The 15,540-nt window shown below is 42.6% G+C and carries 15 protein-coding genes; 7 read left to right on the plus strand and 8 right to left on the minus strand.

Annotated features, from left to right (window positions below; all coding sequences use genetic code 11):
* Nucleotides 1–72: 72 nt before the first annotated feature.
* Nucleotides 73–969, plus strand: a complete 897-nt coding sequence (gene folE2 / locus ACRRMM_RS14665; RefSeq protein WP_057078344.1) for a GTP cyclohydrolase FolE2 — start codon at nucleotides 73–75, stop codon at nucleotides 967–969.
* Between the two features lie 28 nt (nucleotides 970–997).
* On the opposite strand, the gene ACRRMM_RS14670 is transcribed toward folE2, so the two are convergent.
* Complete coding sequence (locus tag ACRRMM_RS14670; RefSeq protein ID WP_041506629.1) at nucleotides 998–2,890, minus strand: ABC-F family ATP-binding cassette domain-containing protein; 1,893 nt, start codon at nucleotides 2,888–2,890, stop codon at nucleotides 998–1,000.
* A 133-nt stretch (nucleotides 2,891–3,023) separates the two neighbouring features.
* Between ACRRMM_RS14670 and ACRRMM_RS14675 the strand changes: the two genes are divergently transcribed.
* A complete protein-coding gene (locus ACRRMM_RS14675; protein WP_125591024.1) occupies nucleotides 3,024–4,097 on the plus strand; it encodes a tetratricopeptide repeat-containing glycosyltransferase family 2 protein in 1,074 nt (357 codons plus the stop codon).
* Between the two features lie 179 nt (nucleotides 4,098–4,276).
* Entirely contained in the window at nucleotides 4,277–5,668 is a 1,392-nt protein-coding gene (locus ACRRMM_RS14680) for an amino acid permease (RefSeq protein ID WP_008344176.1), read from the plus strand.
* Between the two features lie 35 nt (nucleotides 5,669–5,703).
* Here ACRRMM_RS14680 and ACRRMM_RS14685 read toward each other — a convergent pair whose 3' ends face one another.
* Both ACRRMM_RS14685 and ACRRMM_RS14690 read right to left on the minus strand, forming a co-directional pair.
* Nucleotides 5,704–5,937, minus strand: coding sequence for a hypothetical protein (locus ACRRMM_RS14685; RefSeq protein WP_008344178.1), 234 nt, complete (start codon nucleotides 5,935–5,937; stop codon nucleotides 5,704–5,706).
* A 6-nt stretch (nucleotides 5,938–5,943) separates the two neighbouring features.
* Nucleotides 5,944–6,201 carry a hypothetical protein gene (locus ACRRMM_RS14690; RefSeq protein WP_008344180.1) on the minus strand — a complete coding sequence of 86 codons (258 nt, stop codon included), beginning with the start codon at nucleotides 6,199–6,201 and terminating at the stop codon, nucleotides 5,944–5,946.
* A 65-nt stretch (nucleotides 6,202–6,266) separates the two neighbouring features.
* Here ACRRMM_RS14690 and ACRRMM_RS14695 point away from each other — a divergent pair, with 65 nt between their 5' ends.
* Nucleotides 6,267–6,746, plus strand: coding sequence for an Hsp20/alpha crystallin family protein (locus ACRRMM_RS14695; RefSeq protein ID WP_008344182.1), 480 nt, complete (start codon nucleotides 6,267–6,269; stop codon nucleotides 6,744–6,746).
* Here the strand turns inward: ACRRMM_RS14695 and ACRRMM_RS14700 are convergent.
* Entirely contained in the window at nucleotides 6,727–6,954 is a 228-nt protein-coding gene (locus tag ACRRMM_RS14700) for a hypothetical protein (protein WP_017360415.1), read from the minus strand. The genes ACRRMM_RS14695 and ACRRMM_RS14700 overlap by 20 nt on opposite strands.
* 82 nt (nucleotides 6,955–7,036) lie before the next feature.
* Between ACRRMM_RS14700 and ACRRMM_RS14705 the strand changes: the two genes are divergently transcribed.
* A complete protein-coding gene (locus ACRRMM_RS14705) occupies nucleotides 7,037–7,450 on the plus strand; it encodes a hypothetical protein (RefSeq protein ID WP_432450829.1) in 414 nt (137 codons plus the stop codon).
* Here ACRRMM_RS14705 and ACRRMM_RS14710 read toward each other — a convergent pair.
* The gene (locus ACRRMM_RS14710) at nucleotides 7,382–8,794 is read right to left on the minus strand and encodes an SLC13 family permease (protein ID WP_083693062.1); all 1,413 of its coding nucleotides are present in this window, start codon (nucleotides 8,792–8,794) and stop codon (nucleotides 7,382–7,384) included. The genes ACRRMM_RS14705 and ACRRMM_RS14710 overlap by 69 nt on opposite strands.
* 249 nt (nucleotides 8,795–9,043) lie before the next feature.
* Between ACRRMM_RS14710 and ACRRMM_RS14715 the strand changes: the two genes are divergently transcribed.
* Nucleotides 9,044–11,083 (plus strand): penicillin-binding transpeptidase domain-containing protein, encoded by a 2,040-nt coding sequence (locus ACRRMM_RS14715; protein ID WP_224559729.1) that lies wholly within the window; start codon nucleotides 9,044–9,046, stop codon nucleotides 11,081–11,083.
* Between the two features lie 144 nt (nucleotides 11,084–11,227).
* Nucleotides 11,228–12,466: an MFS transporter gene (locus ACRRMM_RS14720; protein WP_224559730.1), complete on the plus strand. Its 1,239-nt coding sequence runs from the start codon at nucleotides 11,228–11,230 to the stop codon at nucleotides 12,464–12,466.
* Nucleotides 12,467–12,500: 34 nt separating this feature from the next.
* On the opposite strand, the gene ACRRMM_RS14725 is transcribed toward ACRRMM_RS14720, so the two are convergent.
* Genes ACRRMM_RS14725 through ACRRMM_RS14735 form a run of 3 tightly spaced genes read right to left on the minus strand, consistent with a single transcriptional unit; the run spans nucleotide 12,501 to nucleotide 15,529 of the window.
* Nucleotides 12,501–13,430 (minus strand): putative nucleotide-diphospho-sugar transferase, encoded by a 930-nt coding sequence (locus ACRRMM_RS14725; protein WP_268359139.1) that lies wholly within the window; start codon nucleotides 13,428–13,430, stop codon nucleotides 12,501–12,503.
* Complete coding sequence (locus ACRRMM_RS14730; protein ID WP_017360421.1) at nucleotides 13,431–14,621, minus strand: glycosyltransferase family 2 protein; 1,191 nt, start codon at nucleotides 14,619–14,621, stop codon at nucleotides 13,431–13,433.
* Nucleotides 14,618–15,529, minus strand: a complete 912-nt coding sequence (locus tag ACRRMM_RS14735) for a putative nucleotide-diphospho-sugar transferase (protein WP_035391402.1) — start codon at nucleotides 15,527–15,529, stop codon at nucleotides 14,618–14,620. Before ACRRMM_RS14735 ends, ACRRMM_RS14730 begins: the two co-directional genes overlap by 4 nt.
* Between the last annotated feature and the right edge of the window lie 11 nt (nucleotides 15,530–15,540).

Consider the following 15,540-nt stretch of genomic DNA (forward strand, 5'->3'; position numbering starts at 1 on the left):
TTGATCACTTGATTTCTATTGTGGTTTGATGCAGAATAAATAGGAATCATTACGTTTTAAAGGAGGTACCCTATGTGTTCATTTCCATCCAAAAAAGAACGACACGCACAATTCGGTTCTGTCCCGCCAAGCGCTAGAACAAAACCTTGTCAAAAAGAGGACATGATAGACATCCAACAAACCGAACAGGACTTTTATTTTGATCTGGAACAGGTCGGAATTTGCCGTGTGTCGTACCCTGTACATATTTTGTCTAAAACGGCTCCACAGCACCAAACCGCTTCCGCTGATTTTACGCTGAGTACATATTTGCCAGCTCATCAAAAAGGCATTCATATGAGCCGTCTCACCGAGCAGCTTCACTCATTTTATGAGAGCGGAAAGCCGGTTGATGTGGATTCCTTAAAAGAATTGACAGCACAGCTTGCCAAGCATATGAATCAGCCATCTGCCTCGATTCAAGTTTCCTTTCCGTGGTACATGGAAAAAAAGAGTCCCATCAGCGGAAAGTCCGGTTTGATGCATGCAGACGTGCAATACGACATCCACTTTCATGAAGAAAACGGATGGATTTGTCATATTGGCTGCACTGCTCAGGTGACAACGTTATGTCCTTGTTCAAAAGAAATCAGTGAATACGGCGCACATAATCAGCGCGGCACTGTATCGATTCAGGTAGAGCTGTTTGAACAAGGTCAACTCCCTGATGACATGAAAGCAGATCTACTGCAGATCATCGAGTCTAATGCGAGTGCGCCTCTTTACCCTGTACTCAAAAGACCAGATGAAAAACAAGTGACAGAAGAGGCCTATGAAAATCCACGTTTTGTAGAGGATGTTGCGAGATTAATTGCAGCAGAGCTATATGAACAAAACTGGATCAAAGGCTTTCAAATTGAGTGTCGAAATGAAGAATCCATTCATCAGCACGATGCTTATGCCAAATGTTCTTATCAAAAAAAACTGTAGATCGTCTCTACAGTTTTTTTGCTAACCTTTATTTTTCATTACTTTCTAATTCTTCAATCATCATCGACAGTTCTGTCCAGCGATCCATCGCTTGTTCTAATTCTTCAGCGACGGCTTTTTGCTTGTCCATCAGCTCTTGAATTTTCCCAAAATCACTGCCAGCCTCTGCAATGCTGGCTTCGAGCTGTTGGTGTTTGTCCTCTAAAGCTTGTATCCGATCTTCAATGCCATCCCATTCAAGCTGGTCCTTATAGGATAGTTTTTTCCTCTTTTTCGGTGCAGCTTCTACTTGTTTTTCTGCAGGTTTTGTCTCTGTTCGCTTCTGTTCTTTTTCTTGTTCCATGTAATCGCTGTAAGCACCTTGGAAGTGTGAAATACGTCCATTCCCTTCAAACACAAGCAGACGATGGACGACTCGATCTAAGAAATAACGATCATGCGACACGGTGATGACTACGCCTGGGAACTGCTCCAAATAATCCTCTAAAATGCTCAGTGTCTCTGTATCCAAGTCGTTCGTCGGCTCATCTAAAAAGAGAACATTCGGCTCTTCCATCAACACCTTCAATAAATACAATCTGCGGCGCTCTCCGCCTGACAGCTTGCGAATAAACGTGCGCTGCATGGATCTAGGGAATAAAAATCGCTCCAACATCTGCTCTGCTGTCACAATGACGCCATCTGCCGTTTTGACAATTTCAGCTGTTTCTTTGATGTAATCAATGATATTCAGCTCTTCATTCATTTCGTTATGGTCCTGCGTGTAATAGCCAATGCGGACTGTTTGTCCAATGGTCAATTGTCCGTTCGTCGGTTCTATTTTACCCGCTAGGCAATTGAGTAAAGTTGTTTTGCCCACTCCATTTGGTCCGATAAATCCGATGCGATCACCTGGCACGACTAAATCGCTGAACTGATCCACAAGGGTTTGACCAGCAAATGTGATGCTGATCTCTTCTGCCTCAATCACTTGTTTTCCAAGCCGGTGAGAACCGATCGCAAAATCAAGCTCTCCCTTTGCATCAGGTCCCTTTTGATCCTTCAGCTCTTCCACTCTGCCGATACGCGCTTTTTGCTTTGTCGTTCGAGCCTTTGCCCCTCTTCTCAGCCATGCAAGCTCACGTCTAAGCAAATTTTGACGTTTCGTTTCTTTTACTTGAGCTTCCGCTTCTCGTTCCGCTCTTTTTTCTAAAAAGACTTCATAATTTCCTTTATATGTGTAAAGCTGCCCCTGATTTAATTCATAAATCCGATTGGCGACACGGTTTAAGAAATAACGATCATGGGTGACAAGAATGACAGCCCCGCTGTATTGACTCAAATATCCTTCAAGCCATTCAATGGTTGCGTTGTCTAGATGGTTTGTCGGCTCATCTAAAATCAGCAAACCCGCAGGCTGGATTAAGTTTTTGGCGATCGCCACACGCTTTTTCTGTCCGCCTGATAACGCATGAACAGATCGGCTCACATCTTTGACGCCAAGCTTTGTCAAAATCGTTTTCGCCGAAAGGTTCGCATCCCATGCGTCGTCCTGATCCATTTTATTTTGCATACGCATAAGCGCTTCTTGTTTTGCCTCGTTTTGTGGATCATGCTCTAAATCAGCCAGCGCCTTTTCATAGGCTTTCATCGTTTGAATCATTGGTGCTGTTCCTGAAAAAATATAGTCGAGAATCGTTTCATCCCCGCTCATTTCAGGATCTTGCTCGAGAAATTCGATATCAAGTGTCCCTGCCTTTGTGATGTCGCCTTCCTCAAATGATTCAAGTCCTGCAATGACTTTTAAAAGCGTTGACTTCCCTGTTCCATTCGGTCCAATTAACCCGATGCGTTCCTTTGGTTCTATATGAAAAGAGATATGATCAAACAGCGTTTTTTCGCCATAGGTTTTATATAATCCTTCTACATTCAATAAACTCATTTTATCAGCCCTTACATAGATTCTTCCTTTATTTTAAATCAGCCAGTAGCAGAAAACTAGTTTTAAAAAAACCCGCTGCTGAAAAGAATGTTTCCTTTTGATGCTCGATACACTATGAAGAGGTGATCTAAAGATGATAACCATTAGTTTATGTATGATTGTGAAAAATGAAGAGGAGGTTTTGGCTGACTGCCTATCTTCTGTTCAAGACATTGTAGATGAGATGATCATTGTTGATACAGGATCAACGGATCAAACAAAGGACATTGCTCACTCCTTTTCAGCAAAGGTGCTCGACTTTGAATGGGTCCAGCATTTTGCAAAAGCACGCAATTTCGCTTTTTCCCATGCGACTAAAGAGTATATCTTATGGCTGGATGCCGACGATGTCCTACTTGAAGAGGACCGGCAAAAACTGCTTCAGCTCAAACAGACGCTAGATCCCGCAGTAGATGCCGTCTCGATGTTTTACCACGTTGGATTTAGCGAGGACGGTCAGGTGAATTTTAAATATAGAAGAAATCGGCTCGTCAAGCGTGCCTTGAACTTTCAGTGGTATGGGGCCGTTCATGAATTCCTTCAAGTGTATGGCAACATTTTTCCCGCTGATATCGCCGTCACCCATCAAAAGCGTAAGAAAACAACCGCCGGAGAGCCCGGACGCAATCTGCGCATTTATGAAAACATGCTTGCAAAAGGCGAAGAGATGACGCCTCGTGATCTCTTTTACTTCGCTAATGAATTACGAGATAACAAGCAGCATGTGAAGGCGATTCGCTTTTATCACAAATTTTTAGCCACAAAACAATGCTGGATTGAGGATGAAATTCGCACATGCCAAAATTTAGCTGACTGCTATTATGCAGTCGGATTTGAGGAAGCCGCCTTATCCTCCTTACTGCGATCCTTCTTATATGATCAGCCCCGTCCAGAATTTTGCTGCCGGATTGGGGATCATTTCAAAACACAAAATAAATACAAAGCGGCCATCTATTGGTATGAGCAGGCACTGAAGGCACCTGAAATCGAAACAGCCTTTACACTGACACAATATAAAACATGGTATCCTCACCTTCAGCTTTGCTATTGTTATTATCAGCTCGGTGATTTGGCTCAAGCCAAAACCCATCATCTTGCATCCTCAGCCCATTACCCAACCCATCCGAGTGTGCTGTACAATGAAAAAATATTTGCTGAAGAAACGTAAATCTCCTGTTATCACATCCGCCTGTCACATGACGGCGGATGTCTTTTGATACACATTAGACTTTTGTGACATTTAATACTTTAGTGATTTAAAGCGTTTTTCAACCAATTGACTAAATTGTCATTTACGCATATACTAACATTCGTCTTACGAAAAGATTTATCCATTAGGAGGTCAACATGAGTTCTTTATTTAGAAAAAAGTCTCTCGACCAGCTCATGCTTGAAAGTCAAACGAAGCGGCTGAGCCGTTCTTTGAATACATTTGATTTAATCTTGCTTGGCATTGGCTGTGTGGTCGGGACTGGAATTTTTGTGATAACGGGGGTTGCGGCTGCGAAAGATGCGGGACCTGCGATTATTATATCTTTTATTTTGGCTGCGATCGCATGCGCCCTTGCTGCTTTTTGCTACGCTGAATTTTCCTCGTCCATTCCAGTGTCAGGAAGTGTCTATACGTATTCTTACGCAACACTTGGAGAATTCCTCGCCTTTTTAATGGGCTGGGATTTAATGCTTGAATATGTTGTTGCGCTCTCTGCTGTGGCAAGCGGATGGTCATCCTATTTTCAATCACTGCTCAGTGGATTTGGTCTGCACATACCGAAGGCTTTATCGGCTGCACCCGGAGCCGCTGATGGGGCCATCTTCAACCTGCCAGGCGCACTCATTATTTTACTCATTACCTTTATTGTCTCAAGAGGCGTAAAAGAGAGCACGAAGCTGAATAACATCATTGTGCTCATCAAAATTGCCATTGTCCTCCTCTTTATCATTTCAGGCTTTGCTTACGTTAAACCTGAAAATTGGACACCTTTTATGCCAATGGGCTTCCATGGCGTGATTGCAGGAGCGGCAACTGTCTTTTTTGCTTACCTTGGATTTGATGCAATCGCTAATGCATCAGAAGAAGTCAAAAACCCGCAAAAAGCGATGCCAATCGGAATTATTGGCGCGCTCGGTGTTTGTACAATTTTATACATCGGGGTGTCCTTTGTCTTAACCGGCATGGTTCACTATACGAAACTGAATGTCAGTGACCCTGTCGCTTTTGCTTTACAAGTGGTTGGACTGAATAGTGTCGCTGGTATTATATCGGCAGGTGCTATTATTGGGATTACGACCGTGTTAATTGCACTTGTCTACGCTCAGGTTCGTTTAACCTTTGCCATGAGCCGAGATGGACTCATGCCAAAAATCTTTTCAAACGTTCATCCAAAATCGAAGACACCGGTTGCCAACACTTGGCTGACAGGCGCTGTTGCGGCATGTATCGTTGGTTTCGTCAACTTATCAACACTTGCTAATTTAGTCAGCATCGGTACACTTGCGGCCTTTACGGTGATCTCGATCGCTGTGATCATACTCCGGAAAAAACATCCGAATATGAAAACAGCGTTTAAAGTACCCTTTGTTCCTGTTCTTCCCATCATTAGTGCGGTCATTTGTATGATCTTGGCTGCCACACTGAAATGGGAGACATGGCGAGCCTTCCTCATCTGGGTAGCCATTGGTGTCGTTGTGTATTTTACCTATGCAAGACGCAAAAGCCACTTGAATCAAACACAATAGAAAAGAGACACGGGGAATCCCGGTCTCTTTTTTGTTTAAATCACACTGTTTTTCACTGAATTCGAGTCCACCATATCTGGATCGAGAACGCTTGAAATTGGAATGACAAGCGGTGAACAATCTCCATTGTCCTCACCAAAACCCTGGTTCAATTTCATCGAGAGAAAATAATCGATCTGCTGATAAGGTCCTAGCGTCAGTGATGCCCCCCGATCCATTGCATTGATTTTAAAAGCACCGACATTGACGACTGAGGGTGAGAATAACATCACACATCACTTCCTTGGAATAGGTTTAGCTGCTGGCGAAAAAGAGGCAGGTGAGTCCACTTGATCTCGATCATCTACATGGCTCTTTGTTCCGACAAAACCGCTGGCATCTCCAAAATTCTGTCCGTACCCCTGATTTTTTTTATCTGAGTTTTGCCACTCTGCTAACAAATTTTGTCCGACATTCACCGCCGACGCATTTTCAAAGGAATTAATTTTTAACATGAAAATATTAATATTGATATACGGAGTTGGTTGAACCACAGATAAACCTCCTTTTTATAGGTATATGCGAGCACCCATCAAGTATGTTAACAGGAGGTCTTCACATGGACTTCGAAAAAATGAAGCAGTGGATGGACATTGCCCAGCAAATGCATGGAGATGATTTTTGGAAAATGATATTCGATGATGAGCAAAGATCTCCCTTTATGGCAAATGGTCCGTCTCCATTTACATTCTCGCAGCAAGATCAGCGAGGAACAGATGCATCGTTTCCACCAGTCGACATTGTGGAAACCCCTACTGAATTTCAGTACTTAATTTATCTGCCTGGCTACCGGAAGGAAGATGTTCAGGTGCTGTCATATGGTGAATATTTAGTTGTAAAAGGACAGCGTTTTTCCTTTTTTAACGAACAGGATTTTCGCCAAAAACAAGGAAAGTATGGTCCGTTTGAAAGAAAAATTCGGCTCCCAGATATGATTCTTGGTCAAATGAATGCGGCCTTTAAAGACGGCGTGCTATACATTCGCCTGCAAAAAGATGAAGGTAAAGCAACTGCGATTATCATAGATGACGAATATTGATACTGACTGCGTCTATTAGATCACGATCATCAATCGTTTCAATCGGCAAGATCGTGATCACGCCATCGGCATTTTGTTCACCAAAACCATTGTTTCTTTTGATCGTCGAGCAGTGATTTCGTACGATCGTTGAGCCGAATGTCATCGAGGACCCTGTACCAATCGTATTCGTCTTCATATGGGTAATCTGAATGCGTGTAGGCAGCATGCCCTTCTCCCCTTTCATGTATCTCTATAAGTATATACCGGGCAGCTTTTCCATAGACTAGAGCAAGGCGAAAGAAAAGGTTGTGGTCCACTTGAAACATTTCATTCAATCACTCTTAAAAAAAACCGAAGCCAGTCCATCCCCCTCTGTCGTCGAGCTGGAAAAAAGACTCACCGCTCTTGAGCAGAAAATGTCTGCACCTGCTCCGCCTGTCTCTGAGGATACGCACATTCACATTGAATCACTGCATGTGGACAAAATTGATTACCATTTAGAGTTTGGTGAGCTTTCCATCGACCAGCTTCAAGGCAGACTTAATATTGGGGCCACCTATTACACACCAAAGAACACACATCTCAAAAAGTCCACCCCAGTACCGAAGCCAAAAGAAACAAAAACACCAAAAGTCTCCATTCGATCAAAGTCTTCATCTCAGCACGACCGGCAGCCAGAAATAAACCGCAAGCACAATCGCTACAATACTGATCACATTTAGCCAAAAGCCAGCCTTGACCATATCAGATATTTTCAGCACATCTGCACTAAAGACAGCCGCATTTGGCGGTGTGGAGATTGGCAGCATAAACGCACATGAGGAAGCTAACGCAGCCGCAGCCATTAAGCCGTACGGCTCCATGCCAATTGCAAGTCCAAGCCCTACTGTAATCGGAATGATCATGTTCGCAACTGCTGTATTAGACATAATTTCGGTCATAAATAAAATTGAAGCCGTTAAAATAATCAGCAGCATGAGGTAAGACAGCCCATTTAAATGCTGTAAATTTTCCCCGATCCATCCTGTTAGATTCGTTTCCGCAAATCCTGTAGCGAGCGAAAGCCCGCCTCCAAACAAAAGCAAAAGCCCCCATGGCAGCTGCTTCATATCCTGCCATTCTAGTATTCTCTCTCCATTTGTCGCTGGAATAAGAAATAACAGCATCGCCCCAAAGATTGCGATCGACGTATCCGAGACAGGAAGCCCGCCAAACAAAAAAATTTTAAAGATCCATAAAAAAGCCGTCATAAGAAAAATAGCAAAAACCCATTTTTCTTCTTGTTTCATTTTGCCTAAATCCTCTAAACCCTTCCGTATAAACGCTGCTCCCATTTCCCCTGTGTGCTCTACCTTGAACTGTATCTTGGTCAAATACAGAAATAAGAGAATAAGCAGAACAGCCGCCACCGGAAAACCAAACAAAAACCATTCAAAAAACATAATTTCTCGATCTAACAGCTTTTTTGACATCGCCGCAAAAACAGCATTTGGCACAGACCCAACGAGTGTCGCCAGTCCGCCAATTGAGGCTGAATAAGCGACCGATAATAGGATGCTTTTACTGAATCGGTCAAGAGATGCACCTGACAAAATATCGTTCGCCTTCACCTCTTTAATCACAGCCAGTGCCACAGGCAGCATCATCAGTGCTGTGGCTGCATTTGAAATCCACATAGATAAAAAAGCCGTTGCTATCATAACCCCTAATACAATGCGGTCACTTCTTGTGCCAATGATGTTTAAAATATGTAAAGCCATTCTTCTATGTAAATTCCATTTTTCAATGGCAATGGCAATCATAAATCCACCCATGTACATAAAAACAATCGGGTCTCCATAAGCTCTTGATGTTTGCTCCATCGATAGCCCGCCAAGTGTAGGCAAAAGGATGATGGGCAATAAAGAGGTCGCCGGTATAGGCAAAGCTTCTGTGACCCACCATGTCGCAGTCCATGCTGTAATGCCAAGTACCACTCTCGCTGCATAGGTCAATTCACTTTCTGGAATGAGCAAAAAAATAAGCAAAAAGAAGATTGGTCCAAGAACAAGTCCAGTTAGATTCACTTTTTTATAAACGATCTCAATTCCTCCTTCATGAAAACGCTTTTAATTTTTTCTAATTTTTCACATTCGATGATCACATAAAAAATCCTTTAAATCATAAGAAAAAATGAAGAGATTCTTCAGCAGCAACTGTGTCTTGATTCATATTTCCACTTCATGTCTTGGTCTATTTTCATAGGAGAAACTATACAAATCCTACACAGTAACTGTAAACTATAGAGGATCTAATCAAAAATTGAGGTGTTTTCATTGTATACAGATCAACGAAAATCATTTTGGAAACAGAAAAAAGTCATCATTCCCCTTCTTAGCATCATCGTGATTGCTGCTGCTCTCTTTTTCTTAAAAGATTCGCTTTTCTCAAAAGAAAAAGAGGCGCTGAAAGCCGCTGAATCCTTTACGAAACATCTGGAGAAAAAAGAATTCACGAAACTGGCAGATGAGGTCACAAGTGGCTCTCTGAAAGCCAGTGACTTTTCTAAAAAACAACTTGCCGAAAAATACGATAAGATCTTTAGCGGCATTGGTGCAAGTGATCTAAACGTCTCAAACGTCAACGTAGAAAAACAGGACAAAGGAAATGGGTATCAATTCACCTATGAAGTCACGATGAAAACGTCACTTGGAAAACTGAACAAACTCTCTTACAAGGGCGTTCTCTCCGAAGAGGATAACAAGTGGAAAGTAGATTGGAAACCAAATCTCATCTTCCCGCAAATGGAAACGGGTGACACCATCAAAGTGACAACGGATCCTGCGGTACGCGGAAATATTGTAGATCGAAAAGGGCGCACGTTAGCAGAAACAACTGGTGGACACGCACTTGGCATCATCCCTGGAAAGCTCGGGACAGGTACGGAAAAAGAAAGCAACATCAAAAAAATCAGCAGCGCTTTTGATATAGATGAAGAGCTGATTCAAAATCAGCTGAAACAAGCATGGGTCACAGATGACACATTTGTCCCGCTAAAGTCTATGTTAGAGCAAAAGCCGATTCCAAAAGACATAAATGGCGTCACCTATCAAACGAAGGAAATGCGCTACTATCCATATAACGAAGCCGCTGCTCACCTGACAGGCTATGTGGGAAAAGCAAATGCGGATGATATCAAAAGAAATCCAGCTTTAAAGGCGGACCAAATCATCGGCAAAACCGGCCTTGAATTCACATTTGACAAGAACTTAAGAGGACAAGATGGCGGAAGCATCCTCATTATCCATGATGAAACAGGTATTGAAGAAACATTGCAAAAAACAGACCGAAAAGACGGAAAAACAGTCAAGCTGACCATTGATGCATCTTTACAGAAAAAAGCCTATCAACAGCTGAAAGGTGAAAAAGGGGCTGTCACCATTATGAACCCATCATCAGGTGATTTATTAGCGCTTGTTAGCACCCCTTCTTACGATGTCAATTTAATGACCAACGGGATCACGCCTAAACAATATCAAGCATACAGTGAAAATCCTGATCTCCCATTCCAAGCTCGATATGCGAGCAGATATGCACCAGGATCTACATTCAAAACCATTACAGCAGCGATTGGACTGGAAACAGGTGTCACAAAGCCTAATAAAGTACGCACCATTCATGGACTGAAATGGCAGAAGGATCAATCTTGGGGAAATTATCGCATTACACGGGTTCATGACAAAGAACAAGTCAATATGGTCGATGCCCTCGTGTACTCAGATAATATTTATTTTGGACAGGAAGCCCTTGAAATCGGCAAAGATACTTACGAGAAAAAAGTGAAAACATTTGGGTTTGGTGATGATTTAAACATGCCGTTTACAATGAAACCGGCACAAGTGTCTAACGACGGAATCAAATCAGACATCTTACTTGCCGACTCAGCATATGGCCAAGGAGAATTACTCATGTCACCAATTGAACAAGTACATGCCTATTCTCCATTTGCAACAGGAGGAAAGCTTGTGTACCCTCGAGTCATTCAGGATGAAAAAACAGCATCACCAAAACAGATCATCAAAGAAGATACAGCAAATACGGTGAAGGACGCACTCACTCAAGTCGTCACCAATTCAAACGGAACCGCTCACTCGTTGCAAATAAAAGGGGCTGATATAGCCGCTAAAACGGGAACAGCGGAACTAAAGAGCAAACAAGGTGCGACAGACGGTACTGAAAATGGATTTTTACTTGCTTTTAATCCTAAAAAAGAAGATTATGTCCTCGTCGGTATGATTGAAGGTGTGAAAAACCGTGGAGGCAGTGGACTTGTCATTCAAAAAATGAAGCCTGTCATCGCTTCTTTCTATAAATAACCCTTTAGAGACACACGCTCCATCAAGCGCATGTGTCTCTTTTTTTCTAAATCATGACAATTTGCTATTGTTTTATAGTTCACCTTATGAATAAAATGAGGAGAATGAAAAAAGAAACAAGTTGAATGAAAGGAGGAAGTCTCATTGGCTATTGCTGCTCAAACAAAGGATAAACCTCAAAAAGCGGTCACCGGTTCAACGGTTTATCCTATTTTATTGATTATTGGTATTTGCCATATGCTCAACGACACATTGCAAGCCGTGATTCCTGCCATGTTCCCTATTTTAGAACGCTCAATGGGGCTGACCTTTACTCAATTAGGGCTAATCGCCTTTACATTAAATATGGTCTCCTCTGTCATGCAGCCTGCGATCGGGTGGTACACAGATAAACGGCCGATGCCCTATGCACTGCCTATCGCATTATTTTCAAGTGCTGTCGGCATTTTCGGCCTTGCGTTTGCGCCATCATTTGCGACCATCCTGCTGTGCGTCGTCTTTATTGGACTCGGCTCTGCGATTTTCCATCCAGAAGGCTCACGGGTTGCCAACATGGCAGCTGGTCCTAGACGCGGTCTTGCTCAATCCATCTATCAAGTCGGTGGAAATACAGGTCAAGCCTTTGCTCCGCTAATCGCTGCATTCATGCTCGTCCCTCTCGGTCAGCCAGGTGTGGCTTGGTTTACGATTGTTGGAATGATTGCTGTCGGTTTCCTTCTTTATATTTCGAGATGGTACGCAGGAAGACTTCAAACCATTCGAGCACAAGCGAAAAAAGCGCCTGCAAAAGCAGCAAGATCTGAACTTCACCGCAAATCAGCGCTCACAGCACTTGGCATTATCGTCTTTCTTATTTTCGCACGTTCTTGGTATGGAAATGCGATCTCGAATTTCTATGCGTTTTATGCGATTGAGCAATATGGTTTGACGATTAAAGAATCACAAACTTATATTTTCTTATTTCTTATATTAGGTGCGATTGGGACATTTTTAGGCGGGCCGCTTGCAGACCGCTTCGGCAAGAAAACCGTCATTTTAATTTCTTTATTAGCATCCTTTCCGCTTGCCCTGCTTCTCCCATTTGCCGGACCAGTTGTTGCTTATGTTTTACTTGGACTTATTGGGGTCATTCTGACTTCAAGCTTCTCTGTCACCGTGGTCTATGCCCAAGAACTATTTCCCGGGAAAATTGGCACAATGTCTGGTTTAACTGTTGGACTTGCGTTTGGTATGGGAGCGATTGGATCCGTTGCCCTCGGCTCATTAATTGATGCAGTCGGTTTAACGCCTACCATGATCGGTGTCGCCTTTTTACCGATATTAGGCATCCTAGCCTTCTTACTGCCAAGCGATCAGACCATAGCGAAATGGAATGAATCGTAAAATGAAGAACCGCTCATTTACTGAGCGGTTTTTTTCATATCTCATAAAAATGTGTGTCGGGAACATGTTTCTTTGCTATAAACCCCTGTTGAAAGTCTGGAAAGACCTTTTGCACCTGTTTAATTTTCAGATGAATCAAATCCGCATACGGAATATACAAATGATCCACAAGAGTGTGTTCTGTCATATAGTAATACCAATTCAGATTAAAGTTCTTTTCATCAATGATCGTAAAGGCAGAAAAATGATAGAACAGCAGTGGACATTCGTCGAGATACATATCTCCTTTCACAACGGAAAGCTTATAGTTTTCAATATTCCAAATTGCTGCATTGGCACCTTTAGATGCCACCACATGGACACCCTCAAAATCATCGACCCATCTTTCAACATACCGCTGATCACCATATGTCTTTTTTTCCGTATCCATTTCTACTGTACAGTGCGCAATGCAGTTCTCTTTCCACTGCGTGACTGCCTGTTTGGCAATATCTGTGTTACGACAGCCTACAAACCCAGTATTAAAGCGGCCAGACAACTCGTAATAACGATAGAATCGCTTGGAATTCATATGATCTGTCAAAAATACATGAGCGAGTGGATTTTCTGCAAATATCGCCTCTGGATCATGATAAAAATACAAATCCGTATCCAAATGAGCGAGATAATCTGCATCAGAGGACTCAAGAATTTTGAGTAGAAACGCAGGCTTAAGCGTCCAGCAATACTCATGGAACGTACGATCCGCCTTTGCTTTTCGCAGCGAATCATCTTCCACATCTTCAAGCTGTTCATATTGGACATGTGGATGAGGAAACTGACTTAACACCTTGTAAGCCAAAGGATCAGCACATAAGACAGAAAGTTTGTATGATTGAGCCGTCTGCTCAAGTGAATGAATCAGCGCCAGCAGCTTAAATACATGGGTATTCGACACAATGGTTGTGAAATGATAGGATGCCATCTACAACACATCCACTTGGAACAAGTCAACATGCAGCAGCTCTTTTGTGAGCCCTTGAATGGCTTCTACCAGCACCGTGCATCCATGTTCCTGCTTGGCAAGCTGGGCCGCCTCTGACAGCTTTTTCAAAGGGAAATGCTTTGCCGTCAGCACGTCCTTTTGATCACGTTTAATGCCCACATTCCGCTCTGTGATCATATGAAGCAGCTCCAAAAAATAAGCAAGCAGATCATCATATGCTGCATTCTTACGCAGCTGGCGAATGTCTTTCACGATATCATTTGTCACGGTATGAGAAAACGGACCAGAGAAAGCCAAATGAACATCAATCGAATCAATATTGTTGTACTTCTCGCACATATACAAAATGTTATATTTGATGTCATCGAATGACGTTAAATTACTTGGATGTTCCTGATGCACACTTAAAATATCCTCACGCAACTCAAATGAGAGGCCAAGCTGATGCAGACGAATGCCTAAATCATAATCCTCAAACCCGTATCGAACGATTTTTTCATCAAACATCCCTAGTTCCATGACATGCTTTCGCTTGACGGAAGAGTTATTTGTGATAAAAAATCGCCACGGCAATTGATAAGAACTTAAATCATAGTCGTACGTGTTTAAAATGTCTTTCAGAATATCAATAAATTCGGACTGCAAGTCGAAGCTTCTCTCTAGAAATGCTCCGTTTTTTATTTCCTCCATCGACACAAGAGACGTTTTGTCTTTCATTTTCCGCTGATACAGCCCTTGTTTTTTTAATCGTTTCACATGATCTTTATCAAAACCGGTGTAAAAATAACGGTAGATTCGCTTCCAGCATACACCGCAAATGACACGGTCCTCATGATCAGCATGTGCCTCTGCGTGCTTTTGAATAAATTGGGGCTCTGCCAACATATCGCTGTCATGGAATATTAAGAGGTCTCCCTCTGCCTCACGAATGGCATGATTGCGCCCCTTGGCAATTCCTTGATTGACAGGAATACGCACCTTTTTGAATGGAAAGTTCACCTCAATGTTTTCGAGCATTTCCATCGTGCCGTCCGTTGACCCATTATCAGCAACAATGACCTCAAATGGAATATCGGTTTCCTGAAGCGTTAAGGAAAAGAGGCTCCCTTCTAAACGCTCTTTCGCATTATAACTCGGAATAATGACGCTGACCTTCGGCTTTTCATTCATGCGCCATCCTCCTCCAGTTTGGCATAGCCGTTAAACATCGGATTGACTTGTTCTACCGATTCAATCACATGACGCAGCACTTCTCGATAGGCTTCTTGGAAAAATGGCAAATCATCTCTTCCTTTTTCATGGATTTGCTGCATATCATCTTTGCTTAAGATCCGAAAACCACTGAAATGATAGCAAATGAGTGGGCTTCCATCCTCAAGCAAAATACGTCCATTCTCTTCCTGATAAGAATGCTGGCCATAATTCCAGTGACCAATATTCACACCCTTTGTTTGAATATCTTCTACTTTTTCAAACAGCATCGGCATATGATCCAAATACCCTTGATCGCCAAATTTTCCTTCTCCAGGCGCATTTTTGCATTCCTTTAGACATTCTTCTTTCCACCAGCTAAGGCACTTTCGGCCGGCTTCATCTCCTTTAAAATGCAGGAAGCCTGAGTTATAACGCCCTAAAAGCTTCTGAAGCATCTTCACTTCCTCTGGATCAAAGCTTGGAATGACAATATCCCCTCTTGATAGCAGCACAGACGCATCAGGCTGATTTTGAAAAATCACTTGTGGACGCTCATAAAAGAACAAATCCGCATCAAGATACGTCACTTCCTCCGCCTGGCCCTGCTTAAATAGCCACTCAATCCAAATCGGTTTTAATGTCCAGCAATATTCCGAATCATTTCGTTCCTTTTTGATCTCTAGAAGCTCCGGCGTTTCAAGCTCACGCACATGAACAAGATCGACATGCTTGAAATTCATTTGATGAAGCAAATCAAATGCAGCATCATCCATACATAACGTCTTGATGACAGCATCATCTTCTACTTGCTTCAACGATAAGAAAAACGCAATGGCTTGATAAAGTCTTCCACTTGATAGAACCGTACAATATATGCTGTTCATCTGTATACACC

Source organism: Bacillus sp. XT-4 (genome assembly GCF_050864245.1).
Lineage (GTDB): Bacteria > Bacillota > Bacilli > Bacillales > Bacillaceae > Bacillus > Bacillus altitudinis.

Coding starts and splice junctions, on each gene's coding strand:
- folE2 (WP_057078344.1), top strand. CDS start 73: ATGTGTTCATTTCCATCCAAAAAAGAACGACACGCACAATTCGGTTCT.
- ACRRMM_RS14670 (WP_041506629.1), bottom strand. CDS start 2,890: ATGAGTTTATTGAATGTAGAAGGATTATATAAAACCTATGGCGAAAAA.
- ACRRMM_RS14675 (WP_125591024.1), top strand. CDS start 3,024: ATGATAACCATTAGTTTATGTATGATTGTGAAAAATGAAGAGGAGGTT.
- ACRRMM_RS14680 (WP_008344176.1), top strand. CDS start 4,277: ATGAGTTCTTTATTTAGAAAAAAGTCTCTCGACCAGCTCATGCTTGAA.
- ACRRMM_RS14685 (WP_008344178.1), bottom strand. CDS start 5,937: ATGTTATTCTCACCCTCAGTCGTCAATGTCGGTGCTTTTAAAATCAAT.
- ACRRMM_RS14695 (WP_008344182.1), top strand. CDS start 6,267: ATGGACTTCGAAAAAATGAAGCAGTGGATGGACATTGCCCAGCAAATG.
- ACRRMM_RS14700 (WP_017360415.1), bottom strand. CDS start 6,954: ATGCTGCCTACACGCATTCAGATTACCCATATGAAGACGAATACGATT.
- ACRRMM_RS14725 (WP_268359139.1), bottom strand. CDS start 13,430: ATGGCATCCTATCATTTCACAACCATTGTGTCGAATACCCATGTATTT.
- ACRRMM_RS14730 (WP_017360421.1), bottom strand. CDS start 14,621: ATGAATGAAAAGCCGAAGGTCAGCGTCATTATTCCGAGTTATAATGCG.
- ACRRMM_RS14735 (WP_035391402.1), bottom strand. CDS start 15,529: ATGAACAGCATATATTGTACGGTTCTATCAAGTGGAAGACTTTATCAA.